Raw genomic sequence first — 25,878 nt, 5'->3', positions numbered from 1 at the left:
TTGAGCCGAAAACCCGCAAAAAACCGGGATTTCCGCTCACAGACACTCCGCTCCGCTCGTCACAGGAAAGAAGGAGTGGAAAATGGGTCTATCCTCCAGACGATCGACGACGAACGCTGCGCGGGAACCGAAGGTGCCCGAGCATACGCTGATGTCTAGTCTTCTTCAGACGTCGCTCGTCGACGCCCAGCTTCTGATGATGACAGCGGCGGAACGCGGCATCGAACTTGATGAAGAAGTAACGCGGACCATCCTCGAGACGAGTAACGCTTTCGATAAAAACCAGCTCACACCGGCAATTGCGAGTGGCTTCTGGCATGCCTATGAGGTCCTTTCCCATACCTTGAGCCCGATTACCATTGACAGCGTTCGCGCGACACATGATATGCGCGGCCTCCGCGCGGGTGTCTGGGGGTCTTTGCAGGGCCGGAACTATGTTCCCTTTTCCCGCAAATCCGCTTTCAGCTATAAGCTGCTGTCACTGCTGACCCTGCTGACCCTGATTGCGCTGCAGGTCTTCTGGGCGATCGGCAATACCCTGGTCGTAGATATCAAGGATCAGTCTGACCGGATTATTGAGCTGGAAGAGCAGCTTTTCAACGATCACGGATCGATCCGGTCAGGCAGCGAAAGCACCCTCTCGCAACGACAACGGCTGCAGGCTAACAGTGGATCCGAGAAGGAAAACGAGACTCCGTCCAACATCCCGGATAGTCAGGAAGGATCGTCACGTCCCACGGATGTGCAAGTTCTGAACCGTCAGATCGGCGAATATATTTCATGGCGCAATGCCGAGATTATCGAGTTGAAAAACTGGAACCGTTTCTGGGGTCGGATCATCTTCTTCAGCGAGCAGACCTGGGAAAAGCCGGACTATAGTCAGCTGTCCCCGGAATCAAAACTCCATGTCCATTATGTTTCCGCCCAGTATGTCCTGCACGCGATCTCGGCTTATTTCCTGCCAATCCTGTATGGGCTGCTGGGAGCGTCCTTCTATGTGCTCCGCCAGCTGCCAAAGGATATTGAAAGCCTGACCTTCTCGATGAATTCCCACATCGATTACAGTCTCCGGATCACCCAAGGTCCTCTCGCCGGGATCATGGCCAGCTTCTTTTTCACCGAAGCGCCGAACAAGCTCTATTCCCTCACGTCCCATTCCTCGGCGATTGCAACGGTAAAGCTCGGCTCCTCCAGCCTTGCGGACTTCAGCCCGCTGGCCATTGCCTTCCTTGCGGGTTACAGCGTTGAGCTTATTTTCTACGTGATCGATAAAATCATTTCCACGGTGACGACGCGCTCGACGACGACGCTCGCAAAATCATCGCCCCTACCGGAGAAGAAAACATCTCCCGGCAAGGCAACGCCCCCCTCGCCGTCCTAACGCTTCCTGGAATTTGCAAGGGAGATTCGATGAAGAATTATTGGAGATTCGAATTTTCACCCAGGTGAATATCCGCTATCCGTTTCCGGCGACTTAACAAACATGGTTAACTTGCATTAGAAAAAGGCAATTCGCATGCCTTCCCGCCGTCAATCTTTCCGCCTCAGTTAAAATTAACGCGATGTTAAGACTACTGGCCTGATGATAAAGCTGTCCAAGGTTGATCGAAGCTGTTTTTGCCGATTCCACCCCCTCCCCTCAAAGGCAAGGATGGCTTCGATTACCATACCTCCCCTTCCAGTCCAGCGCTAAACCGGCTCGATATCTCCCTGCGCCTGCATGGCGAAGAAATCGAGCGCAAAATCTGCGAGCCTGCCGTCTTCGATCGCGCCGCGCATGCCGGCCATGACTTCCTGATAATAATGCAGATTATGCCAGGTCAGCAGCATGGAACCCAGCATCTCCTTGGCCTTGAACAGGTGATGAAGATAGCCGCGGCTGTAATTCCGGCAGGCCGGGCAGGCGCATCGCTCATCGAGAGGGCGCGGATCATCCGCATGGCGGGCATTGCGGATATTGACCGTGCCATAGCGGGTGAAGCCTTGCGCATTTCGGCCCGACCGGGTCGGCAGCACACAGTCAAACATGTCGATACCGCGCATCACACCGCCCACAAGGTCATCGGGCTTGCCGACGCCCATCAGGTACCGGGGCTTGTCTTGCGGAAGTGCCGGTGTCGTAAACTCCAGTGTGCGGAACATCTCCGCCTGTCCCTCACCAACCGCAAGACCGCCAACAGCATATCCCTCAAACCCGATACCGGTCAGTGCCGCAATGGATTCCAGCCGCAAATCCTCATAGGTCGACCCCTGCACAATCCCGAACAGGCCATAGCCGGCCCTTTGCTCATAAGCCTCGCGGGAGCGCTCAGCCCAGCGCATGGAGCGGCGCATGGAACTCGCGGCGACCTCTTCCGTTGCCGGATAAGGTGTGCATTCATCGAAGGCCATGGTGATCGTGGCGTCGAGATCATTCTGGATCTGCATGGATCGTTCCGGCGTCAACTCGAACCGCTGCCCATCGATATGGGACTTGAAGGTGACGCCATTTTCATCAATCTTGCGTAGCTCATTGAGCGACATCACCTGGAAGCCGCCGCTGTCGGTTAGGATCGGCCGTTCCCAGTTCATGAATTTGTGCAAGCCACCGAGCCGCCTCACCCGCTCAGATCCGGGTCGCAGCATCAGGTGATAGGTATTGCCAAGAAGGATATCGGCGCCTGTCTCCCGCACGGCCTCCGGCGTCATCCCTTTCACGGTCGCCGCCGTCCCGACAGGCATGAAGGCCGGTGTACGGATTTCCCCATGCGCCGTTTTCAGGGTGCCGCGCCGGGCCGCGCCGTCGGTGGCGGTGATGTTGAATTCAAATGCGTTTGTCATGGTTTCGGGTATAGCAGCGAACAGTCGCCATAGGAATAAAAACGGTATTTTTCCGCAATTGCATGGGCATAGGCCGCCTTCATGGTCTCAAGTCCGGAAAAGGCGGAGACCAGCATAAACAGGGTCGATTTCGGCAAATGGAAATTCGTGATCAACAAATCGATCGCCTTGAAACGATAGCCGGGCGTGATAAAAATATCCGTCTCCCCCTCGAAAGGGTGCAGAACGCCCGCCTCATCCGCCGCGCTCTCAAGGAGGCGCAGACTGGTCGTCCCTACCGAGACGATCCGTCCGCCGCGCGAGCGGGTCTCGTTGATTTTCCGTGCTGTCTCCGCGTTCAGGAAGCCCCGCTCCGCATGCATCTTGTGATCGTCGGTATCGTCGACTTTCACCGGCAGGAACGTCCCCGCGCCGACATGCAGAGTCGTCGTCACCATATCAATTTTTTTTTCCGCAAATGCCGCCAGCAACCCTTCGGTGAAATGCAGGCCCGCCGTCGGTGCGGCAACCGCCCCTTCGTCTTTTGCGAAGATGGTTTGGTAATCGCGCTTGTCCTGTTCATCGACGGCCCGCAGGCTGCTGATATAGGGCGGAAGCGGTATTTCCCCATGCTCCATCAGCTTTTCCATCAACTTGGGACCGGAGGCGGAGAAAGCAAGGGCCACCTCTCCCCCGTCGTATTTATCCGTCACCAACGCGGTAAAGCCGCGGGAGAATTCGATAACATCGCTGACTTTCAGCTTTTTCGCCGGTTTTGCGAAGGCGTGCCAGCTATCGGCGGTTACATTCTTGTGGAGCGTCACCTCAATCTTCGCAGACCGCCGTGTCCCGCGCAGTCGCGCCGGAATCACCTTGGTGTCGTTGAAGACCAGCAAATCCCCTTCCCGCAGCAGATCGGGCAGATCCGCAACATGATGATCGCCGAGCGTCTCGCCAACCACGAGCAGCTTTGCCGCCTCACGCGGAACCGCGGGGCGATCGGCGATCAGCTCCGGCGGCAGCGTAAAATCAAATGCTTCGACTTTCATGACTCAGGATCGGGTCCCTATAATTTGCTCCAAAACGCAAACGAACGACTTGGAAGACCAAGCCGTTCGTGTCTGGAAATACTAATATGCTACTCGACGTCAGCCGCAACCTTGAGACTGATGATCTTATCCGGGTCCTTGACGGAACCGTTGTCCATGCTGTTACCTTTTTTGATCTTGTGCACGGCATCCATGCCCTCGACCACCTGACCCCAGATGGAATACTGGCTATCCAGGTGCGGCGCCCGGTCGAACATGATGAAGAACTGGCTGTCTGCGCTGTCGGGATGACCCGCGCGGGCCATGGAACAGGTACCCTCAATATGGGCTTCACCGGAAAATTCAGCGGTAAGATTTTGCCCCGAACCACCTGTGCCGGTACCGTTCGGACAACCTGTTTGCGCCATAAACCCGTCAATCACCCGGTGGAAGACGATGCCATCATAAAAACCCTGCCGCGCCAGCTCCTTGATGCGTGCGACATGGTTCGGCGCCAGATCGGGGCGCATCTCGATGATGACACGGCCATCCTTCGTTTCAAGATAGAGGGTGTTTTCTAGGTCTCGTGCCATAACTTTCTCCTGTTGTCCGCGCGCGTACAGCCCCGCGATAAAATTTAACCTATTTCGAATTGTTGTGAATAAGCTCGACGCGATCGACAATTTTCTTGGCTGTCGTCGCCGATACAAATTTCGTGATATCACCGTTCAGCAGGGCAATTTCCTTGACCAGGCTGGAGGCAATGAACTGATGCTGGTCGGAGGCCATCAGGAAGACCGTCTCGATCTCCGAGTTCAGCCGCCGGTTCATGCCGACCATCTGGAACTCATACTCAAAGTCGGACACGGCCCGAAGCCCGCGGATAATGATGGCCGCACCAACCTGTTCCGCAAAATGCATCAACAGGTTGTTGAAGGGTTTAACCTGGAAATTGGTCCCCGGAAATTCCTCGGTCATCTTTTCGACCATCTCAACCCGTTCTTCGACGGTAAAGAGAGGATTCTTCCCCGGGTTCATCGCCACACCTATCACCAGCGTATCGACCAGCTTCGACGCCCGGCGGATAATGTCATAGTGACCCACCGTAATCGGATCAAACGTCCCCGGATATAGTCCTACGCGATTTTTCGACATGAAACTTCCTTCCCTTTCTTCGCTACTTCTATTTGTTAGCTTTATATTCTAGGCGCGCCATCTCAGTCGCTCGCGTCCTCGTCGGCAGGCCCGGTGTCGTCGTCTCCGTTGTCTTCGTCGGATTTGGCATCGGCAAGCGCGGTAACAGAGACAACCTGTTCCCCTTGCGCGGTCTTGAACAGGGTAACCCCCTGCGTATTCCGGCCAGCAATGCGGATATCGGTAACCGGTGTCCGGATCAGCTTGCCACCATTGGTGACTAGCATGATCTGTTCCTCTTCCGTGATCGGGAAGGTGGCAACAACATCACCATTCCGGCTGGAGGTTTCAATGTTGATAATCCCCTGACCGCCTCGATTGGTGACGCGATATTCATAGGCGTTTGTCCGCTTGCCATAGCCGTTTTCGGTGATCGCAAGAATGACTTCCTCGTCCTGCAGAAGAGCGTCATATTGCTCCGGCGTGAGGCTGCCGTAATCCGTGACATTCCCGGCTTCATCCACGGATCTGCGCGCCCTGAGATAGGCATCGCGGGTTTCCGTATCTGCCTCGACGGATTTCAGGATAGACATGCCGATAACACTGTCGCCCTTGGCAAGTTTCATGCCGCGCACACCACTGGAATCCCGGCCCTTGAACAACCGTACATCGGTCGCGCGGAAGCGGATGCATTTCCCGCCCTTTGCCGCGAGCAGTACATCGGAGTCCGGGGTACAGATCCGGACATCGACCAGCTGGTCGTCCTCATCCAGTTTCATGGCAATCTTGCCATTCGACTTCACATTGGAGAAATCGCTGAGCTGGTTGCGCCGGACATTGCCCTTGGCGGTCGCGAACATGACTTCCAGTTCGGACCAGCTTTCCTCTTCCTCCGGCAATGGCATCAGGGTGTAGATAACCTCCCCTTCCTCCAGCGGCAGGAGATTGATAATAGCCTTGCCGAGGCTCTGTGGGGAGCCCTGCGGCAGACGATAAACTTTCAGCTTGTATACCCGCCCGAAGGAGGAGAAGAACAACACAGGCGTGTGCGTATTCACCACAAACACCTGCGTCACGAAATCCTCATCACGGGTCTGCATGCCGGCGCGGCCCTTGCCGCCGCGGCGCTGCGGTTTGTAGGTCGAGAGCGGAACGCGCTTGATATAACCCTTGTGACTGACCGTCAGCACCATATCCTCGCGCTGGATCAGGTCCTCGATATCATGTTCGAACTCATTTTCCTCTATCCGGGTGCGCCGTGGCACCGCGTATTTTTCCTTCATCTCGAGGAGTTCGTCGCGGATGATGCCGATCAGGCGCGGCCGGCTGGAAAGGATATCGAGATAGTCGAGGATTTTAGTCCCCAGGTCTTTCAGTTCGTCGCCGATTTCATTCTGACCAAGTGCGGTCAGCCGTTGCAGGCGGAGATCAAGGATCGCCCGGGCCTGCGCCTCTGAAAGACGGTAGGTACCGCTATCACTGATCGCATATTCCGGATCATCAACCAGCCGGATCAGAGGCTCCACCGAGGCGGCATTCCAGTCACGCTCCATCAACTCTGCGCGCGCTGTAGCCGGATCGGGCGCGGCGCGGATCAATTTGATCACTTCATCAATGTTGGCAACGGCGATTGCAAGGCCGATCAAGACATGGGCCCGCTCCCGTGCCTTGCCCAGCAGGAACTTGGTCCGCCGTGAAATTACCTCTTCGCGGAAATCCAGGAAGGCTTCCAGCAGTTCCTTGACGTTGAGAAGCTCAGGCTTGCCGCTATTGAGCGCCAGCATGTTCACCCCGAAGGAGGTTTGCAGCGAGGTAAAGCGGTAAAGCTGGTTCAGCACCACTTCCGCCATCGCATCGCGCTTGATTTCGATAACCACGCGAACACCATGACGGTCCGACTCATCGCGAAGGTCGCCAATTCCCTCAATCTTCTTGGCCCGTACCAGATCGGCAATCTGCTCAACCAGTCGCGCCTTGTTGATCTGGTAGGGAATCTCGGTCACGATCAGCGCCTGGCGGTCCTTGCGGATTTCCTCGATATCGACTTTCGCCCGCATGATAACCGAGCCACGCCCGGTGGTGAGACCGCTGATAGATCCGCTTCGCCCGAGGATCGTCCCGCCTGTCGGGAAATCCGGACCCGGAATAAAGTCGACAAGCTCTTCGACGGCCATTTCCGGTTTTTCGAGAAGCGCGAGCGCTCCGTCGACCACTTCACCCAGGTTATGCGGCGGAATATTGGTCGCCATGCCGACAGCGATACCGCCGGCGCCATTGACCAGAAGATTGGGATAGCGTGCCGGCAGAACAGAGGGTTCGCGCTCGCTATCATCATAGTTGTTAACGAAATCAACGGTGTCCTTGTCGATGTCATCGATCAGGCTCTCGGCGGCCTTTTGCAGGCGCGCCTCCGTATACCGCATGGCAGCCGCCTTGTCGCCGTCCATGGAGCCAAAGTTGCCCTGCCCCTCGACCAGCTTGAGGCTCATGGAGAAATCCTGCGCGAGACGCACCATGGCGTCATAAATCGCGCTATCCCCATGGGGATGGTAACGACCCATCACATCACCGACGACGCGGGCGGATTTGCGGAATGCCTTGTCGGAGGTGTAGCCATTCTCATACATGGCGTAAATGATCCGCCGGTGCACCGGCTTCAGCCCGTCGCGGGCATCGGGAAGCGCACGCGAGACAATCACGCTCATGGCATAGTCGAGATACGACCGCCGCATTTCCTCTTCAATAGTAACCGGAACGATATGGTTATCGGAAGGAGGTATCGTTACATCATTCAAGGCAGGGGTTCCTGAATAAACTTAAGTATGCCAGACATTCGCCCGGCAAAGAAAAAACCATTAAACTCCCCTGCCGATTTCAGCCATCGTCAAGGTTGGCTTGTTCTACAAGATATCAGCCCCATAAGCAACCTTTAGCAGGCCTCAAAAACGCACCGATTTCGCCCAGCAGGTAACCCTACAAGGCCGCGCTGTCGAGAGCCTGATGAGCCAGCGGCATGGGGGTCGGCTTTGTCACCCGTCCCGTCACCATCCGGTTATGCAGTCTGGTTATGATCCGGCTACCTGTTTTCTCAAAAAGGAATGGAAAGACAGCATGAACCGCGGCGCAGAATCCGGCAGCGAACAACCAGGCGGCAAATGTGCCGGACATTTCCATATGCTCGACATAGCTTTCATTCACGGAAGCGGGATGATCGGTAAAAAGGTTCAGGATCGTCATGTTATTCATCCGGTATCTGGTTGCACTCACAGCTTTAATATGGGGTAATCATAACGATATTTACCGGAAATTTTGCCTTTTATTAACGCAAAATTCCTATATTATGAAACATACGTTTCAATATTTTGCATTTATAAGGGATAAATTTCCGTGGACGCCATAGATCGCAAGATCCTCTCCCATCTGCAACAGGACAGCTCGATCGCCGTCGCTGACCTGGCCGAGAAAGTCGGCTGCTCCCGCACTGTCTGCTGGCGGCGGATCAAGTCGATGGAGGAGACGGGCGTCATCCGGGCGCAGGTCACCCTCCTCGACCGGAACAGGCTCAACTTGCCGGTCACCGTCTTCGTTGCCATCAAGACCAGCCGCCATGATGCGGACTGGCTCCGCAAATTTGCCGAAACGGTCGATAAATTCCCCGAGATCATGGAATTCTACCGGATGAGCGGTGATATCGATTATCTGCTGAAAGTGGTGGTCCCGGACGTCGCCGCCTATGACAAGTTCTATCATCGCCTGATCCGGGAGATCGATCTCTCCGATGTCAGTTCGAATTTCGCGATGGAGGAGATCAAGTTCACCACCGCCCTACCCCTGCAAACGCCTTAACGGGCGATCCGCGGCCGTCCGAAGGCAGTGACGTCGAGAAGACTCTCGACAAACATTTCCTGACCATTGATGTGGGCGATATTATCTCGCCGGACGAACTTCGTGTTTATTTCCGCCGCCCCGGCCTCAATCGCCAGTTCCCGCGCCTCACAGGTCAGGCATTTCTCCGCTTCGGCAGCCGCGGCCTCAAGGCTCGCAAAATCCAGCGGCTCTCCGCTATGATAAAGGCGATAGCCGTCGTTATCCGTCGGGGAAATACTGGCATGGGCACTCACACGGACCTGCCCTACCACCGCACCCACCGCATTGGCGACACCGGCATGTCCGGGGATGACGGCCCTTGTCTTGAGTCGTGCCGCCACCTCCGGATAGTAGATATGGGCCGACGCGCCGAGCCCGATAACCGGCAGGCGAAGGCCAATATCCACATTGACCAGCGGATGGGGATCCTCCCTGTGCGCCGCATGAAGAACCGTCACTGCCTCGCCCGGCGTCAGTAAGGAATCCTTGCCCAGCGCCGCGGCGAGTAATGTCTCACTCGATGTGGTCACCAGCGCGTTAAAAATCATGTCACTCACCTCTGTCGCCGACCGGGCGAGCGGAACACCGCGCCCATCCTTTTGCCGGGCAAAGAGGGTCGCCGCCTTTTCCGCCGCGCTCCGGTCCCAGGCTTCGTGCAGCCCCAGAACATGCGCCGCATCTGACGGCGTCAGCCCGGCAATCATCACCAGGCCCGCCGACACCAGCCGGTCCAGCGCTGCCGCCTGTTTTCTCCGCGTGACCAGCTTCTCCAAAGGCATTGGTCCAGCCTGCAACTCGGCGAGCAGCTCTCTTTCGAGATCAGAAAGGATGGCCAGATGCGCGCTTTCCCGACCCACCGCAAGGGCAAAGCGGCCAAAATTATCCTGCCATCGCTCCCGCAACAGTTGCGCGTCCAGTGTGGTCTGCACAAGATCGGGATAGTCCACGGCGAGCAGACTGACCGGCACCACGCGCCGCGGCCCCAGCGCCAGCGCGAGCCCGAATCCGGACTTGACCGCCGCCACCTCGCTATCCCCGCCAAGCCCGACCGTATGGATCGCCACCGCCTCCACCATGGTGCGCCAGCCGCCAACGGTCGCGCCATCTGCATCAAGGCGTGGACTGCCGTTTTCAAGAACCGCAATATCTGTCGTCGTCCCGCCGATATCCGAGACAATCGCGTTTTTCTCGCCGCTTAAGTAGGCCGCGCCGACAAGGCTTGCCGCCGGACCGGAAAGGATCGTCTCGATCGGTTTCACCTTGGCAATCTCCGCCGAGATCAGGGCGCCATCCCCCTGCACCACCATCAGCGGCGCGTCAATTTTCATCTCCGCGAACAGGGACTCGCTTGAGGTGATCAGGTGATGGATAAGATTGATCAGCCGCGCATTCAGGACAGACGTCAGCGCCCGCCGCGGTCCGTCGAGCTTGCTGGAAAGCTCATGACTGCACGTGACGCTGTAGCTGTCTGACCGCTGTAGAATTAGTTCGCGAACCCGGAGTTCATGCTCGGGGTTGCGGATGGCGAAAAGGCCGGCAACCGCAAAGGCCGTGACATGACCCGCCTTTTCTGCGAGCTCCGCCGCAAGCGCTGCCTCGTCGAGCGGAACCTCGGCCTCTCCCTGCCCGTTATGCCCACCGCCCAAAAATATGACGGGATCACCCTTCAGGGCTTCGCGCAGGCCATTGCGATCCAGCGCCGCCTCGTCAAAACCGATCATGACCAGGCAGACACGGCCGCCCTGCCCCTCCACCAGCGCGTTAGTCGCCAGCGTTGTCGAAAGGGAAACAAGACCGATATCGGCGGGAGAAATCTTTTCCGCCGCGACCACGGCCGCCACAGACTTGCCGATACCGACGGCATAATTTGCCCGCGTGGTAAGAGACTTGGCGCTGGCGATCACGCCCCGCTCCTCATCGAACAGCACGGCATCCGTATAGGTGCCTCCGGTATCAATCCCCAGCAATAGCGCCATTATGCCACCATACCCGCCGGGCTACTCGGGTTTGGGGAAGGTCAAAATCTCGACCTTGTTTCCATCAGGGTCCTTGAAGAAGGCACCGAAATAGGGGCCGAGCACGGCCTGACGCGGCGCGGGGGCGCCGGCATCATATCCGCCATTGGTCAGCGCCGTCTGGTAGACATCGAGGACCAGCTCCTCGCTGCGGGCACGGAGGGCGATATGAACCCCGGTATCAGCAGGGACCGGCGCCATATCGGGGCGCGCATTGATCCAGAATTCCGGGAACTTCTTGCCATAGCCAATGGTTTCGGGACGATCCGCCAGCCGGACCATGCCCAGAGGCGCAAAAACCACATCGTAAAACCTCCCGGCTTTTTCCAGATCCTTCACAGCAACGGAAATATGATCCAGCGCCATGCGTTACCCTCCTCTGCCTGTCTTTCCATCTCATAAAAAAAGGCCGCCCGTGACGGACAGCCTTTTCCTTGTTTCGTCGTGATTACCACGCTCCTAGAACGGGATATCGTCATCAAAATCGCCGCCCATGCCGCTGCCGGACGGACCGCCATAGCTGCGATCACCGCCAGGGGCACCCCCGCCGCCGAAATCATTGCCGCCCTGCTGCGCCGCGCCGCCGCCATAGCCTGCGCCCTGCCCCTGGCCGCCACCGGCGCTATCCAGCATGGTCAGTGCAGAGTTGAAGCCCTGCAGCACGATTTCCGTTGAATATTTAGTGATCCCATCCTGCTCATACTGGCGGGTCTGCAACTGGCCTTCCAGATAAACCTTGGAGCCTTTTTTCAGGAACTGCTCGGCAATCTTGCAAAGCCCCTCGTTGAATATAACGACCCTATGCCATTCCGTCCGCTCGCGCCGTTCGCCGCTGTCGCGGTCTTTCCAGGATTCGCTCGTCGCAACACGCAGGTTACAGACGGGCTTTCCGTTGTTCATATATCGAACCTCAGGATCCGCCCCCAGATTTCCAACAAGAATGACTTTATTAACGCTGCCCGCCATGGTGTGTTCCGCTTCCGATTCTGTATTCTTTTAAAAAATTCTGGCCAGACAATAACGTGCAAAAGCGGCTCTGGCCAGTGCTTTTCGAGCATAATGTCGGCCGTGAACAAAATGAAAACATATTTTGCCAATAAGTCTGGCCTTTTCACATGATACCCTATAAATTCCGGCACAGTTTCAAGCACAGGTCAGGTATACTATCCGAATGCAGAAGATCCTCAGCATCCGCGGCGCACGCGAACATAACTTGCAGAATGTCAATATCGATATCCCCCGCGACCAGTTGGTGGTAATCACCGGTCTTTCCGGGTCCGGCAAGTCCTCCCTTGCCTTCGACACCATCTATGCGGAGGGGCAGCGGCGCTATGTGGAAAGCCTGTCAGCCTATGCCCGGCAGTTCCTGGAGATGATGCAGAAGCCGGATGTGGATCATATTGACGGCCTCAGCCCGGCTATCTCGATCGAGCAGAAAACCACATCGAAGAACCCGCGCTCCACGGTCGGCACGGTAACGGAAATCTACGACTACCTGCGCCTTCTCTACGCCCGTATCGGTGTGCCCTATTCCCCGGCGACGGGCCTGCCGATTGCCAGCCAGACCGTTAGCCAGATGGTTGACCAGGTCATGGCCATGGGCACGGGCAAGCGGCTGTACCTGCTGGCCCCCATCGTGCGCGGCCGCAAGGGCGAGTACCGCAAGGAGTTCCTGGACCTTCGCAAGCGAGGGTTTCAGCGGGTCAAGATCGACGGTGAAATCTATGATATCGAGGAGACGCCCGATCTCGACAAGCAGATCAAGCATCATATCGACGTGGTCGTGGACCGCGTGGTCCTGAATGAGGATATCCAGGGCCGTCTTGCCGATTCCATCGAGACGGCGCTCGACCTCGCGGATGGCCTGTTTGCCGTGGAAGATGCGGACACGCAGGAGCGGACGATGTTCTCCTCCAAATTCGCCTGCCCGGTTTCCGGCTTCACGATCGAGGAGATCGAGCCGCGCATCTTCTCCTTCAACAACCCCTACGGTGCCTGCACCGCCTGTGGCGGATTGGGGACGGAAATGTTCTTCGATCCGGACCAGATCGTGCCGGACGTGACACTGAGCTTGCGGGAGGGCGCGATTGCCCCCTGGTCCCGGTCCCAGACACCGGCGCCCTACTACATGCAGACGCTGGAGGCCCTCGCCAAACATTACGGCTTTACGACTACGGAGCCGTGGGAAGAGATCAGCGAGGAAGCCCAGCAGGCAATCCTCTTCGGCACGGGAGAGACGAAAGTCCAGATCACCTTTGACGACGGCCTGCGGACCTACAAGACCAACAAGCCGTTTGAGGGTGTTATCCCCAACATCGAACGACGCTGGCGCGAGACAGACAGCAGCTGGGTCCGCGAGGACCTGGAAAAATACCAGGACAAGACAGCCTGCAGTAAATGCGGGGGTCACCGGCTGAAGGAAGAAAGCCTCGCCATCCGCATCAATGGCCATCATATCGGCGAAGTCTGTGCAAAATCCATCCTTGATGCCCGCAAGTGGTTTGAGGAACTTTCGACCGCCCTGTCGGACAAGGACAATTCCATCGCCGAGCGGGTGCTCAAAGAAATCAATGAACGGCTCGGCTTCCTAGTCGATGTCGGGCTTGAATATCTGACGCTTTCGCGGGGTTCCGGCACGCTCTCCGGTGGCGAGAGCCAGCGTATCCGCCTCGCCTCCCAGATCGGATCAGGACTCACCGGCGTGCTGTATGTTCTGGACGAGCCGTCCATCGGACTGCACCAGCGTGATAATGCCCGGCTTCTTAAAACCCTCGTCAACCTCCGCGATCAGGGCAACTCCGTGATCGTGGTCGAGCATGACGAGGAAGCCATCATGACCGCCGATCATGTGGTCGATATGGGCCCGCGCGCCGGCCGTCACGGCGGGCGCCTGATTGCGCAGGGCACCCCGGAAGACATCATGAAAGAGCCGGAAAGCATCACCGGCAAATATCTTTCCGGCGAGATGGAAGTACCGCTGCCGAAGCAACGGCGTGAAATCAAGGAAAGCCGCCAGATTCATATCATCGGCGCGCGGCATAACAACCTTAAGCGCGTGAATGTCAACATCCCGCTTGGCACCTTCACCTGCGTGACCGGCGTGTCAGGCGGCGGCAAGTCGTCACTGATTATCGAGACGCTGTACAAGGCCATCGCCAAGAAGCTGAACAACAACCGCAATCACCCGGGACCGCATGACCGGATCGAGGGGATTGAATGGCTCGACAAGATTGTCGATATCGACCAATCGCCCATCGGCCGCACGCCGCGGTCCAACCCGGCGACCTATACCGGCGCCTTCACGCCGATCCGCGAATGGTTTGCGGGCCTGCCCGAAGCGAAAGCCCGCGGCTACAAGTCCGGGCGTTTCTCCTTCAACGTGAAGGGGGGCCGTTGCGAGGCCTGCAAGGGCGATGGCGTGATCAAGATCGAGATGCACTTCCTGCCCGACGTCTATGTACAATGCGACGTCTGCAAGGGGGAGCGCTACAACCGTGAGACACTGGAGATCAAGTTCAAGGACAAGTCCATCTCCGACGTCCTGAACATGACCGTTGATGATGCCGCCGTGTTCTTCAAGGCCGTGCCGAACGTCCGCGAAAAGTTCGAGACGTTGCAACAGGTCGGCCTCGGCTATATCCATGTCGGGCAACAGGCGACGACCCTCTCAGGCGGTGAGGCGCAGCGCGTCAAACTGGCCAAGGAACTTTCTCGCCGGGCAACGGGCCGTACCCTCTATATCCTCGACGAGCCGACCACGGGCCTTCACTTCGAGGATGTGCGCAAATTGATGGAAGTGCTGCAGGCCCTTGTCGATGCGGGCAACAGCGTCCTCGTGATTGAGCATAACCTCGAGGTTATCAAGACCGCCGACTGGGTCGTGGATATGGGCCCCGATGGTGGTGATGCGGGCGGCTATCTGGTTGCCGAAGGCACGCCGGAAGAAGTTGCCAAGGTCCCGGAAAGCTACACCGGACGGTATTTGAAAGACATTCTCGCCAAGCGGCCCGCGGTCAAGCAGGCCGAAGGCAAGGCGAAAAAGACCAAGAAAACGAAGGCTGCGTAAAGTCCATGAGTGCAGATCAAAAACCCGTACATGTTATCGGTGGCGGCCTGGCCGGAAGCGAAGCCACCTGGCAGCTCGTTACGGCGGGTGTACCCGTCATCCTGCATGAAATGCGCCCCGTTCGCGGGACGGATGCGCATTTGACCGATGGTCTCGCGGAACTTGTCTGCTCCAACTCCTTCCGCTCTGATGATGCGGAAAATAACGCTGTTGGGCTCCTTCATCGGGAAATGCGGGATATGGGCTCACTGATCATGGAGAGTGCCGATATCAACCGGGTCCCGGCGGGCGGCGCGCTTGCGGTCGACCGGGATGGTTTCTCCGCCTATGTTCAGGAGAAAATAGAAGCCCATCCCCTGGTCACGCTGGAACGCGCGGAAGTCACGGACCTGCCCCCCGCCGACTGGGAACAGGTAATAATCGCCACGGGGCCCCTAACCTCCGGGGCGCTCGCGGAAAAAATCCATGCGGCGACCGGCGCCGATGCCCTCGCCTTTTTCGATGCCATTGCCCCGATTGTCTATAAAGACAGTATTAATTTTGATATCGCCTGGTTCCAGTCCCGCTATGACAAGGGCGACGGATCCGACTATATCAACTGCCCGATGACCGAGGCGCAATATAGAGACTTCATCCAGGCGCTGAATGAGGGTGGCAAGACAGAATTCAAGGAATGGGAAAAGAATACGCCCTATTTCGATGGCTGCCTGCCCATTGAGGTGATGGCGGAACGCGGACCGGAAACACTCCGGTTTGGGCCCATGAAGCCCGTTGGCCTCACCAACCCGAATTCGGACGAGAAACCCTATGCCGTTGTCCAGCTCCGTCAGGATAACAAGCTCGGCACGCTCTATAATATGGTCGGGTTCCAGACCAAGCTCACCTATGGGGAACAGAAGCGCATATTCTCGACCATTCCCGGGCTCGAAAAAGCGGAGTTCGCCCGCCTTGGCGGCCTGCACCGCAATACCTTTATCAACAGTCCGGAAGTTCTGGATGAACAGCTTCGCCTCAAGAATCATCCTCATATCCGCTTTGCGGGCCAGATCACAGGGGTCGAGGGATATGTGGAAAGCACCGCAATCGGGCTGATCGCCGGTCGGCTCGCTGCCGCGGATATCGCGGGGAGCGTATTTGCCCTGCCGCCTGTTACCACGGCCATGGGCGCAATCCTGAGCCATATCACCGGTGGGGCGGACGCCAAATCCTTCCAGCCAATGAATGTAAATTTTGGACTTTTTCCGCCCCCGGAAGGCCGGGTCAAGAAAAAGGAACGCAAGCAGGCCTATACCGCACGTGCCGCAGAGGACTTTTCGGGCTGGCTCAACAAAGCGTTGATCTGATTTTTTGAAAACATCGCAATACGGTAACCATTTGTATAGAATGTTTACCTATGATCACTCTCGAACGTTCATTTATTCGCCCTGACGCCCCTATTTTGACAGGTCGGCGCGGCGGAAAACTGAATAGCGGACAGTAAGTGTATATTAAACCAGACTATTTGATTGCATGAGATGCAGTGGGCAATTCCATGGATGAAAAACGAGACCCTAACGTCTTCTTCGCGTTTGATCATAAGATCTTCAGTTTCGAGGGAGCGTATTTCAGACTGACTCACGATACGAAAGAACCTTGCTTTTACGTCAATCTTGGCGAAATGAAGGGGGCAATACCAACGAAGTCCCTGTGCAAGGAATTTGGTATCGAAGATGAAAGCTCGGATGCCCAGCTTCTGAGCACCGTTGGTCGTGCGCTCAAATATGTTCGGGAAATCCGGCCGAATGACTCTATCCCGAAGGAACTGCTCGATGGGTCTGCCTCCTGGTCAATAGAGGACAGGCATAAGGAAATTGCCCGCGGCCGCATCACCATGCAGGTTCTATCCTGGCTCAAGGGGAACGAGGGCGTCGTCCTTAACCTCAATGAGCTAGAAGAAATATCCAATGACCCGCAAACAAAGGAAAAGGTTCAGGAGGCCTTCCGCGAGATTGCTGTTGACCTCGGTGTTCGACGCGAAGACGTGGTTGCGAAGATCGATGAAGTTGTACGCGAGCTCGCCTACATCGAGGCCTTGCGCGAACATTATGCAAAAATCAAGAAGATCAGTACCAATCTCAATCGACTAGCGGTCCTCTACAAACGTGACCGGGCAACGTCCGACGATATCGGCCGGATGCAGGTTCTGATCGATCCGGTTATCCGGAAATTCGACCGAAACTTTATCGATATTGACGCCCAGACCTGCGAAGTCATGGTGATCCTTCGGAATTTCCAGCCGACGGTCGTTGCGATCCGCAAAACGCGCGACAAGCTCCATCAGCATTTCATGGTTTGGCACGAAATTCTGGATAAATGGAAAAGCGCAATCATTGAGGAAAGCCAGGAGATTGAACGGCTCCTCAGGGAAACCTATCAGTTCCTTGCCCGGAACTATATGCAATCCCAAAGCTGGCGGCTGGGCGGCGTCTAGAGCCGTTCTTCGCTATCGCTATCGCCAGAAAAAGAGCGCGAATATTTTCCGTAATCTTCCAATATCCATTTTCTCATGTGCCGGATCATAACCTGCCGTCCGGAGGCGATCGAGATACAGTGTCGTCAGCGCCGCCAGTCGATAGGCGGCCTTTTCCGTTTTCGGCCTTCCCTGCATCAACTGGCGCGCCGTCGCCTGTTCCTGCTCGGCAATCGCCGCCAGTTCCTGCATGATCCGAAAGAAACCCTCCCGGTTCTTTGATGTAAAGAGTGTGTCCGCCGTCAGGCCATGCGCCGCAATAACATCCGAGGGAATCCGCAGAACGTCCTGGGCGACATGATACGGGACTGCCCTGAGGATGCCACTAAGCGCATAGGCCTTGCCGACCTGGCGTGCCACGGCCAGGCCTGCGTCCGTCTCTTCACCCAATATTCTCAGAATAAGGACATTTAGCAGACCACCGGTCTGCTCCGCATAGTCCAGCAGCTCGTCGGTCCGGCCAAAAGGCAGCGGATCAAGATCCTTGGATCGGGCCTCAATCAGTTTCTGAAAGTCACCAACATCTAGATCATGGGCCGGAATGAGACGCGCCACCGCCTCGGCGACCGGATGGGCGGGCAAGGATCCACCCGCAATCGACGTGAGCGCGTCGCGCCACCATTGCAGGCGAATGTCACCGAGCAGCGGTTCAGTCACCGTCTCGCGGATTCGCGCAATCTCCGCATGAAAGGCCAGGATCGTAAAAATCCCATCACGGGCGTCGGGCGGAGCGAAGAGGGTTGTCAGCCAGCGATCATAATCATATCGCTTAACTTCATCGGATAGATAGCTGTTCTGACCGGACTCATTCACAAGCTGTCTCAACTTTCATATAGAATCATTATAAAAAACTGGAAGCGCGCATAATTTGCTATATATCTGTAAGCGTAGCGATATGCGAGTTCTTTCCCCGTTCAGGGGCTTGAATTTTCACGGAATTATGAACTGAAAAATTGACCAATAAAATGGCAAGAGGATAATTATGGCTTTTGAACTTCCCCCCCTTCCTTACGCAAAAGATGCTCTGGCTCCCCATATTTCGGAAAATACCCTCGATTTTCATTACGGAAAGCATCACAACGCTTATGTGACGAATTTGAACAATCTCCTCGACAACGACTCCCGATCGCTCGAAGAGATTATGAAGGATACGGCGGGTGACGCGGCAAAGGCTGGCGTCTTCAACAATGCGGCCCAGGTCTGGAACCATACCTTCTACTGGCATTCCATGAAGCCGAACGGCGGCGGCAAGCCGACCGGCGCAATTGCCGACAAGATCAATGCTGATTTCGGTTCTTACGAAAAATTTGCCGAGGAATTCAAGGCTGCCGGCGCCACTCAGTTTGGTAGCGGCTGGGCCTGGCTGGTTCTCGACGGCGGCAAGCTCAAGGTCACCAAGACCCCGAATGCGGCCTGCCCGCTTACCGATGGCGCCACGCCATTACTCACCATGGACGTCTGGGAGCATGCCTATTACCTGGACTTCCAGAATCGTCGGCCGGATTATATCGCAACCTTCCTTGATCACCTGATCAACTGGGACTTTGCGAATGAAAATCTCGCCAAGGCATAATCGCTAAAGTATCGGGAAAAGGCGCTTCCTGCGGGAAGCGCCTTTTTTGTTGCCTAGAAAAGATTCTGCGCCGAGACCATCGCATACAGCATTGGGATCGACAGCATTGTATTCGTTCTGGAAAAAAGCATCGCCGTCCGGGCGGACGCCGTCTTCGTTTCTGCATCCGCTTCAACGAGGCCAAGTGCCTTCTTCTGGTTTGGCCAGATCACGAACCAGACATTGAACCACATGATGATGCCCAGCCACATGCCGATACCGATGGCAAGGCTCTTGTCGACGGCAAATCCATTCATCGCACCAAGTGTCAGTGCATCGCCGATATAGCCGTTCATCCAGGCCAGCAGCAGGCCGGTGACGATGGTTGCCATCGCGCCCCAGCGGAACCACCACAGCGCGGCCGGCGCAATCACCTTGCCAATCGCAGGTTTCTGTTCATCTGGAATATTGGGCATGTTTGGAATCTGCACGAAGTTGAAATACCATAGCAGGCCGATCCACATAACGCCGCTCAGCACGTGAAGCCAGCGCATGATAAAGGCGCCATAGGCATGGCCGCCCACTTCGAAGCCGCCGCCGGTTATCCCGGCGACAATCAGCACCATTATGACGGTCAGGACAATCCCGGCAATAACCGTATTTCTGAGGTTTGATAATATACTGGACATGACTTTTTCCTTCCCCTTAAGGATATCCCGCCCGGCACTCCTACAATTTTCTTCTTCCGGGAGGATATATGCGGAGAATCATAAGGCCGGATTGCCTTATATGTAAAGTCCGTAATATGAAGGGAGTATTAAACGGCGATCAGCGCCGCGGCGACCCGGCGGCGTTCCAGCAATAAAACATTGTAGGTCCGGACGGCTGCCCCTGTGCTCATGGCGTCGATAACGACCCCTTTCGCGCGCAGGCTTGCGCGGATGTCATCCTCGATAAAAGCCATCCCCTCGCCGCAGCCGATCAGCAGGATATCGATTTCATCGCTGTTTTGGGCAAGGCTGTCGAGACTATCGAGGCTAAGCGCCTCGATATCCGTGAGAGACCAGCTTTCCGTTTTTTCCGGCAGAATCAGGACAGATCCCTCATAGCGGACGCCACTTACACGGAAGCCGCCGTCACCGTATCCATTGATGAGTTGCTGCCCTTCTTTGGGAAGGCCGGATATGTCTTGCATGACGTCTCCTGTGGTTGGATCGCGAAATCCTAGTTTTTCTCGTCCGCGTCCCCGTCAGCCTTTTCCGCGCCGGCAAACCCGTCCTCTTCCTCTTTCTGATGAGTCAGGCCGATATGAAGAAGGACCGGCGCAGCAACGAAGATCGACGAATACGTTCCGACAACAACGCCAAAGATCATGGCCGTTGCAAAGCCGCGGATCACTTCACCCCCGAAGATATAGAGGGCGACAAGCGCAAGTAAAGTCGTGACCGAAGTCATCGTCGTTCGCGTCAATGTCTCATTGATGGAGAGGTTGATTAACTCCGCGACCGACAGCTTCTTATAGCGGCGGAAATTCTCGCGAATACGGTCATAGACCACAACGGTATCGTTGATCGAATAGCCGACAATCGTCAGGATCGCCGCAACGGAGGCGAGGTTAAACTCGATCCGCGTTATCGCGAACATACCGATGGTCAGGATTACGTCATGGACGAGTGCAACCACCGCCCCTATGGAATAATGCCATTCAAACCGCAGCCAGATATAGACCAGCATTGCCAGAACGGCGACAAGCACCGCCTCTGTCGCGGCAATCACCAGTTCTTCCGACACGGTCGGGCCAACGAATTCAACGCGGCGGTAGGAAATCTTGTCGCCGTAATCAGACGCGAGCTGCTGTTTGATCACGGAGACAGCCTCTTCCTGCGCGGAGGCATCGCCTTCCTGCCTCTGGACCCGGATCAGGATATCCGTATCACGGCCGAAGGTCTGCAACGCCACCTGCCCGAGACCAAGGCCTCCAAGGGAACTCCGCATATCGCCAAGATCTGGCGCGGTTTCGGTTCCTATTTCAATAAGGATACCGCCTTCAAAATCAATTCCCTTGTTGAACCCGGCAGTCAGGAAGACGCCGATTGATCCCAGGATCAGCACCCCCGACACGATAAAGGCCATCATGCGGAATTTCAGGAAGGGGATCGCCGTGTTATCCGGTATAAGCTTGATTTTATACATGTCTCCGGTCCCCTAAATCTCAAGTGTCTTCGGGCGCTTGCGCTGCATCCAGAAGGATATCAGCATGCGCGAGAGCATGATTGCCGTAAACATGGAACTGATAATCCCGATCAGCAGCGTCACCGCGAAGCCCTTGACCGGCCCGGACCCCATCACGAACAGGATGGTGGCGGCTATACCGGTCGTCACATTGGCGTCGATAATGGTGGTAAAGGCGCGCGCAAAACCGGCTTCAACCGCATTGAGCGGCGACTTGCCGACACGGATTTCCTCGCGGATTCGCTCGAATATCAGCACATTGGCGTCCACCGCCATACCGATGGTCAGCACGATACCTGCGATACCCGGCAGGGTCAGGGTCGCGCCAAGAACCGACAGGACCGCCATGATCAGGAAGATATTCATCGCAAGTGCCACATTGGCGAAAATGCCAAACAGGCCGTAACTCGCGATCATGAAGACCGCAACCGCGATAATGCCGATAATCCCGGCAATCTCACCGGCGGCGATGCTGTCCGCACCAAGATCCGGCCCGACGGAGCGTTCCTCGAGGATATCTAGGGGGGCCGGCAGCGCGCCCGCCCGGAGGAGAAGCGCGAGGTCCTGCGCCCCCTCCACATTGAAGCCGCCGCTGATGACGGCGGAGCCGCCCAGGATCGGCTCGTTAATGCGCGGGGCACTGACCACCTTGTTATCGAGGACGATCGCGAACGGCTTGCCGACATTCTCGGTCGTCGCACGGCCAAACTGTTTTGCCCCCAGTCCGTCAAAACGGATGGAGACCACCGGCTGTCCCTGCTGGAAGGTGGCTTGCGCATCCTCCAGATTTTCGCCCGACACCATCACCCGGCTCTTGATGATATATGTCCGGCCATTCTCTTCTATTGCCGGAAGCCGCTTGGAACCGGGTGGCACCCGCCCTGCAGCCCCGACATCAGCGGTCAGGTCAACCAGATGGAAGGTCAGCTGCGCCGTCTCCCCCAGCAGTCGCTTGATCCGGTCGGGATCGTCAACGCCCGGCAACTGGACAAGAATCCGGTCCGTGCCCTGTCGCTGGATGGTCGGTTCATTCACGCCTGTTTCATCAACGCGGCGACGCACAATCTCGATCGACTGGTCAACCGCAGCGCTCAGGCGCGCGATAATTGCCGCCTCGCTCGGTGTCAGGGTGACACGTCCGTCATCGGACGCAATAACCACGTCCCGCTGCCCGTTCGCCATGATGTTGGAAAGATCGGAAAGCCGCTCCCGCGCCTTATCCTCATCCGCCGGATCCCGCAAGGTAAAGGAGACAACTTCGCCATTATGGCCAAGGTCCCGATACCCGACATTATCCCCCTGCTGCCGCAGGCTGTCGCGCACCCCATCCACAAGGCTGTCCATCATCTTGGTTTTCACGGCTCCGGCATCGACCTGTAGCAGGAGGTGAGAGCCCCCCTGCAGGTCGAGCCCGAGATTAACCTGCTTCGTCGGCATCCAGTCCGGTAGCCCGCTGAGCACCGTTTTGCTGACAAAGTTAGGAAGCGTGTAGATTACCCCGAAGGCGCAGACAATGGCGACAACGATAATCTTCCACGTGGGGAAGCGGTTCATGAGTTATGGCCGTTATTTCTTGAAAAACTTGCTGACCGGATTGCCGCCCTCGGGCTTGTCGCCTTCGGCCTTGTCATCGTCTTTCGGCGATGCCGCAACGGGCTCGCCCTTGCTCTTGACGTCGGTCAGGGTCGATTTTACCACATCAATGCGAACTTCCGGCGCCACCTCGATCTGGACGACGTTATCGTCGCGCACCTTGGTCACCTTGCCCATGATCCCACCAGCAGTCACCACGCTGTCGCCGCGACGGACAGCCTCGATCATGGCGCGGTGTTGCTTCGCCCGTTTCTGCTGTGGACGGATAAGAAGAAAGTAAAAAACGACACCGATTAATACGAGCGGCAGAAGTTGGGTTAATCCTTGGTCCATCTTTATAGGTCCTTTGGTACAATTCGTGACGACGGGACGACAACGATCTGCCCTCCCCATGAAATTACAGAACGACTTTTATATTGTTCCTGCCGCGCAATGCAAGCCGCAATCGGAAAACTCCCTCAATTGGAGACCGCCGAGGCCGCCTGACGAACCGGTGCTTGAACATTCTGCCGTATGGTGGCATTTATGTTGCCTGTCCCGTAAATTGGGGTTTGCCCCTTCTGATTTCAATTGGTGATTATGAGTAACGACAAAATCCTCGCGCAGCTGATGCGCATTGCTGACAGCCTCGACCGGCTGGCACCGCCTGCTCCCGCCGCCGTTAATCTGGACAGCGGAGATGCCTTTGTCTGGGAAGCGGAAAGCAATCTTCTTCGCGTTGTGGCAAAGGTCAATCATGTGGACATGTCAATCCTGCACGGGATCGACCGGGTGCGCGACATCCTTTTTGAGAACACCCTGCGCTTCGCCAAGGGCCTGCCCGCCAATAACGCGCTGCTTTGGGGCGCGCGAGGCATGGGGAAAAGCTCTCTCGTCAAGGCGTCGCACGCGCAGGTGAACAAGGAACTCGGCAGCCCGCTGGCCCTGATCGAGATTCATCGGGAGGATATCCCCTCCCTGCCGATCCTGATGCAACAGCTTCAAAAGACCAAACGCCGCTGCGTTATCTTCTGCGACGACCTGTCTTTCGACAGCGACGATTCAACCTACAAGTCCCTCAAGACCGTGCTCGATGGCGGGCTCGAGGGACGGCCAACCAACGTGATCTTCTACGCCACCTCGAACCGCCGCCACATGATGCGCCGGGACATGATCGAGAATGAACGCTCGACCGCCATCATGCCGTCGGAGGCAATCGAAGAAAAAGTTTCCCTGTCTGACCGTTTCGGCCTCTGGCTCGGCTTCCACAGCTGCTCGCAGGATGAATATCTCGAGATGATTCGCCGCTATCTTGCGCATTACAACATCCCCATCGGCGAGGAAGAGTTCACCAGAGAGGCGATTGAATGGACCCGCACCCGTGGCTCCCGATCAGGCCGGGTCGCCTGGCAGTATGTTCAGGATGTCGCCGGACGGACCGGCACCGTCATAGAATAGATCACGCCGGATCACGCCCGGGCGCGGATTTTCCCGGCCACCCGGAGCAGGCGCTGAAATGTCGGGCATTCCATATGGCTTGGTGCCTTGCAAACCGCGGCATGGCGCAGCCCGTCCCGCATCGCGCTGAGTTGGCGAATGCTCCTGTCAAGATCATCCACCTTCGCCACGAGCAGCGCCCGGTCAATCTGCGGCCGCCCGTCCGGGGAAAACATCCGGCCAATTTCGTCGAGAGAAAACCCGGCCTGCTGACCGAGGGTAATCAGGGCCAGGCGCTCCAGCACCGCCGAGTCAAACAGCCGCTTGAGCCCGCGACGGCCGATCGACCGGATCAGGTCCTTTTCCTCATAATAGCGCAATGTCGAGGCCGGCAGACCGGTGGCTTTTGCCACCTCGCCGATATCCAACACTCTGGACTGCGTCATTTTCCTCTTGACCTCAAGTTGACTTGAACTTGTATCCTACGAAAAATGGCGCACATATTCAACGGAGAAGGAATGACAATGGAAGCAAGTTTCTGGCACGAAAGGTGGAGCGCGAACGAAATCGGGTTCCACCAAAGCAAACCAAATGCCCTGCTCGAAAAACATATTGGCGACCTTGATCTGTCGTCCGGAAGCCGCATTTTCCTGCCGCTCTGTGGCAAGACCCTCGACATCGGCTGGCTGCTGACGAAGGAATACCGTGTCGCCGGCGCGGAACTCAGCGAAACAGCCGTTCGTCAGCTTTTTGAGGAACTTGGTGTCACACCTGCCATTGCCCCGGCCGGCACGCTTACCCGCTATAGCGCCCCGGATATCGACATTTTCGTTGGTGATATCTTCGAACTTTCCGCCGATCATCTCGGACGCGTCGATGCCATCTATGATCGGGCGGCCCTGGTGGCGCTCCCCGATGAGATGCGCAGGCGTTATGCACGGCAGGTCACGGAAATCACCGATACGGCGCCGCAGCTCCTCCTGACCTTTGAGTATGACCAGAGCGAAATGGCGGGCCCGCCCTTTTCTATTGATGGCTTGACCGTAAAGGCGCTCTATGACGCCTGCTACAGCTCCACCCTTCTTGAAAAATCAGATGTGACGGGTGGGTTGAAAGGCCGGGTGACCGCCGATGAAATCGCTTGGCATCTTGAAAAAACATGACGGATGTGTGGTCATTACCCTGGAGGTAATTGATTATCCTACGGGGTTGGGCGAGGATGGCTCTCCGTTCAAACAACAAGAAGTGACCCGATGACGACAACTGACTTCACCGCATATCTTCACGACAGAATGCCCTTCTGCGCCACCCTCGGCATGAAGGCCGAGAAAATGTCCCCTGAAGAAGTGATCCTGACCCTCGATTGGAGCCCGGCCCTCTGCACCAGCGCCGGTATCCTGCATGGTGGGGCGATCATGGCACTTGCCGATTCCGCAGGCGGTGCCGCGGCCTTCGCCAATCTGCCCGAAGGCGCAAGTGGCACCTCCACCATTGAATCGAAGACCAACTTCCTCGGTGCCGTGCGGGAGGGAAGCGTCACCGCGACGGCCAAACCGCTTCATGTCGGTGGCTCGACAATTGTGATTGAAACGGAACTCCGGAATACGGACGGAAAGCTCGTCGGCAAGGTCACCCAGACACAAACGGTGCTGCGCCCGAGAGCTTGA

The 25,878-nt window shown here is 56.7% G+C and carries 25 protein-coding genes; 9 read left to right on the top strand and 16 right to left on the bottom strand.

From position 1 onward, the window contains the following. Positions 1-82: 82 nt before the first annotated feature. On the top strand, positions 83-1,381 hold the full coding sequence (locus J0X12_RS13660; RefSeq protein ID WP_207046691.1) for a hypothetical protein: 1,299 nt from the start codon (positions 83-85) through the stop codon (positions 1,379-1,381). 308 nt (positions 1,382-1,689) lie between these two features. On the opposite strand, the gene tgt is transcribed toward J0X12_RS13660, so the two are convergent. The 6 genes from tgt to J0X12_RS13630 all read right to left on the bottom strand — a co-directional run bounded on the left by tgt (position 1,690) and on the right by J0X12_RS13630 (position 8,198). Further along, the gene (tgt, locus tag J0X12_RS13655) at positions 1,690-2,820 is read right to left on the bottom strand and encodes a tRNA guanosine(34) transglycosylase Tgt (protein ID WP_207046689.1); all 1,131 of its coding nucleotides are present in this window, start codon (positions 2,818-2,820) and stop codon (positions 1,690-1,692) included. Continuing rightward, positions 2,817-3,848, bottom strand: a complete 1,032-nt coding sequence (gene queA / locus J0X12_RS13650; RefSeq protein WP_207046687.1) for a tRNA preQ1(34) S-adenosylmethionine ribosyltransferase-isomerase QueA — start codon at positions 3,846-3,848, stop codon at positions 2,817-2,819. The genes tgt and queA overlap by 4 nt, the downstream gene beginning before the upstream one ends. A gap of 89 nt (positions 3,849-3,937) precedes the next feature. Further along, complete coding sequence (locus tag J0X12_RS13645; protein WP_207046685.1) at positions 3,938-4,420, bottom strand: peptidylprolyl isomerase; 483 nt, start codon at positions 4,418-4,420, stop codon at positions 3,938-3,940. A gap of 49 nt (positions 4,421-4,469) precedes the next feature. Continuing rightward, positions 4,470-4,982, bottom strand: a complete 513-nt coding sequence (gene coaD / locus J0X12_RS13640) for a pantetheine-phosphate adenylyltransferase (protein ID WP_207046683.1) — start codon at positions 4,980-4,982, stop codon at positions 4,470-4,472. A gap of 62 nt (positions 4,983-5,044) precedes the next feature. Further along, a complete protein-coding gene (gyrA, locus tag J0X12_RS13635; protein WP_237688143.1) occupies positions 5,045-7,756 on the bottom strand; it encodes a DNA gyrase subunit A in 2,712 nt (903 codons plus the stop codon). A gap of 178 nt (positions 7,757-7,934) precedes the next feature. Further along, on the bottom strand, positions 7,935-8,198 hold the full coding sequence (locus J0X12_RS13630) for a DUF6356 family protein (RefSeq protein ID WP_207046681.1): 264 nt from the start codon (positions 8,196-8,198) through the stop codon (positions 7,935-7,937). A gap of 150 nt (positions 8,199-8,348) precedes the next feature. Between J0X12_RS13630 and J0X12_RS13625 the strand changes: the two genes are divergently transcribed. Then, positions 8,349-8,807, top strand: coding sequence for an Lrp/AsnC family transcriptional regulator (locus J0X12_RS13625; RefSeq protein WP_207046679.1), 459 nt, complete (start codon positions 8,349-8,351; stop codon positions 8,805-8,807). On the opposite strand, the gene J0X12_RS13620 is transcribed toward J0X12_RS13625, so the two are convergent. From J0X12_RS13620 to ssb, 3 genes are all read right to left on the bottom strand, one after another. Beyond that, positions 8,804-10,804 carry a hydantoinase/oxoprolinase N-terminal domain-containing protein gene (locus J0X12_RS13620; RefSeq protein WP_207046677.1) on the bottom strand — a complete coding sequence of 667 codons (2,001 nt, stop codon included), beginning with the start codon at positions 10,802-10,804 and terminating at the stop codon, positions 8,804-8,806. The two genes, J0X12_RS13625 and J0X12_RS13620, sit on opposite strands and share 4 nt — an antisense overlap. Before the next feature lie 21 nt (positions 10,805-10,825). Beyond that, on the bottom strand, positions 10,826-11,209 hold the full coding sequence (locus J0X12_RS13615) for a VOC family protein (RefSeq protein WP_207046675.1): 384 nt from the start codon (positions 11,207-11,209) through the stop codon (positions 10,826-10,828). A 93-nt stretch (positions 11,210-11,302) separates the two neighbouring features. After that, a complete protein-coding gene (gene ssb / locus J0X12_RS13610) occupies positions 11,303-11,809 on the bottom strand; it encodes a single-stranded DNA-binding protein (protein WP_207046673.1) in 507 nt (168 codons plus the stop codon). A 205-nt stretch (positions 11,810-12,014) separates the two neighbouring features. Here ssb and uvrA point away from each other — a divergent pair, with 205 nt between their 5' ends. The 3 genes from uvrA to J0X12_RS13595 all read left to right on the top strand — a co-directional run bounded on the left by uvrA (position 12,015) and on the right by J0X12_RS13595 (position 17,379). Continuing rightward, on the top strand, positions 12,015-14,909 hold the full coding sequence (gene uvrA, locus J0X12_RS13605) for an excinuclease ABC subunit UvrA (RefSeq protein WP_237688142.1): 2,895 nt from the start codon (positions 12,015-12,017) through the stop codon (positions 14,907-14,909). A gap of 5 nt (positions 14,910-14,914) precedes the next feature. After that, positions 14,915-16,252, top strand: coding sequence for a methylenetetrahydrofolate--tRNA-(uracil(54)-C(5))-methyltransferase (FADH(2)-oxidizing) TrmFO (trmFO, locus tag J0X12_RS13600; RefSeq protein ID WP_207046671.1), 1,338 nt, complete (start codon positions 14,915-14,917; stop codon positions 16,250-16,252). Positions 16,253-16,440: 188 nt separating this feature from the next. Further along, the gene (locus tag J0X12_RS13595; RefSeq protein WP_207046669.1) at positions 16,441-17,379 is read left to right on the top strand and encodes a hypothetical protein; all 939 of its coding nucleotides are present in this window, start codon (positions 16,441-16,443) and stop codon (positions 17,377-17,379) included. A gap of 18 nt (positions 17,380-17,397) precedes the next feature. On the opposite strand, the gene J0X12_RS13590 is transcribed toward J0X12_RS13595, so the two are convergent. After that, positions 17,398-18,231 carry a phytoene/squalene synthase family protein gene (locus tag J0X12_RS13590; protein WP_207046667.1) on the bottom strand — a complete coding sequence of 278 codons (834 nt, stop codon included), beginning with the start codon at positions 18,229-18,231 and terminating at the stop codon, positions 17,398-17,400. Between the two features lie 169 nt (positions 18,232-18,400). Here J0X12_RS13590 and J0X12_RS13585 point away from each other — a divergent pair, with 169 nt between their 5' ends. Further along, positions 18,401-18,991 carry a superoxide dismutase gene (locus tag J0X12_RS13585; protein ID WP_207046665.1) on the top strand — a complete coding sequence of 197 codons (591 nt, stop codon included), beginning with the start codon at positions 18,401-18,403 and terminating at the stop codon, positions 18,989-18,991. Positions 18,992-19,044: 53 nt separating this feature from the next. On the opposite strand, the gene J0X12_RS13580 is transcribed toward J0X12_RS13585, so the two are convergent. The 5 genes from J0X12_RS13580 to yajC form a co-directional block, all read right to left on the bottom strand. Then, positions 19,045-19,659, bottom strand: a complete 615-nt coding sequence (locus tag J0X12_RS13580; RefSeq protein WP_207046663.1) for a urate hydroxylase PuuD — start codon at positions 19,657-19,659, stop codon at positions 19,045-19,047. Between the two features lie 128 nt (positions 19,660-19,787). Then, positions 19,788-20,165: an Mth938-like domain-containing protein gene (locus J0X12_RS13575; protein WP_207046661.1), complete on the bottom strand. Its 378-nt coding sequence runs from the start codon at positions 20,163-20,165 to the stop codon at positions 19,788-19,790. 29 nt (positions 20,166-20,194) lie between these two features. Beyond that, positions 20,195-21,163 (bottom strand): protein translocase subunit SecF, encoded by a 969-nt coding sequence (gene secF / locus J0X12_RS13570; RefSeq protein ID WP_207046659.1) that lies wholly within the window; start codon positions 21,161-21,163, stop codon positions 20,195-20,197. Between the two features lie 12 nt (positions 21,164-21,175). Further along, positions 21,176-22,756, bottom strand: coding sequence for a protein translocase subunit SecD (secD, locus tag J0X12_RS13565; protein WP_207046657.1), 1,581 nt, complete (start codon positions 22,754-22,756; stop codon positions 21,176-21,178). A gap of 12 nt (positions 22,757-22,768) precedes the next feature. Continuing rightward, on the bottom strand, positions 22,769-23,128 hold the full coding sequence (gene yajC, locus J0X12_RS13560; protein WP_207046655.1) for a preprotein translocase subunit YajC: 360 nt from the start codon (positions 23,126-23,128) through the stop codon (positions 22,769-22,771). Positions 23,129-23,374: 246 nt separating this feature from the next. On the opposite strand from yajC, the gene J0X12_RS13555 reads away from it, so the two are divergent. Continuing rightward, the gene (locus J0X12_RS13555) at positions 23,375-24,232 is read left to right on the top strand and encodes an ATP-binding protein (protein ID WP_207046653.1); all 858 of its coding nucleotides are present in this window, start codon (positions 23,375-23,377) and stop codon (positions 24,230-24,232) included. Positions 24,233-24,243: 11 nt separating this feature from the next. On the opposite strand, the gene J0X12_RS13550 is transcribed toward J0X12_RS13555, so the two are convergent. Further along, positions 24,244-24,657 carry a helix-turn-helix domain-containing protein gene (locus J0X12_RS13550; RefSeq protein WP_207046651.1) on the bottom strand — a complete coding sequence of 138 codons (414 nt, stop codon included), beginning with the start codon at positions 24,655-24,657 and terminating at the stop codon, positions 24,244-24,246. Between the two features lie 78 nt (positions 24,658-24,735). Here J0X12_RS13550 and tmpT point away from each other — a divergent pair, with 78 nt between their 5' ends. Both tmpT and J0X12_RS13540 read left to right on the top strand, forming a co-directional pair. Then, entirely contained in the window at positions 24,736-25,374 is a 639-nt protein-coding gene (gene tmpT / locus J0X12_RS13545; protein ID WP_420497084.1) for a thiopurine S-methyltransferase, read from the top strand. Between the two features lie 90 nt (positions 25,375-25,464). Continuing rightward, positions 25,465-25,878, top strand: a complete 414-nt coding sequence (locus J0X12_RS13540) for a PaaI family thioesterase (protein ID WP_207046647.1) — start codon at positions 25,465-25,467, stop codon at positions 25,876-25,878.

The organism is Sneathiella sedimenti, from assembly GCF_017313765.1.
Taxonomy (GTDB): domain Bacteria; phylum Pseudomonadota; class Alphaproteobacteria; order Sneathiellales; family Sneathiellaceae; genus Sneathiella; species Sneathiella sedimenti.
This window is presented reverse-complemented; position numbering and strand designations above follow the sequence as displayed.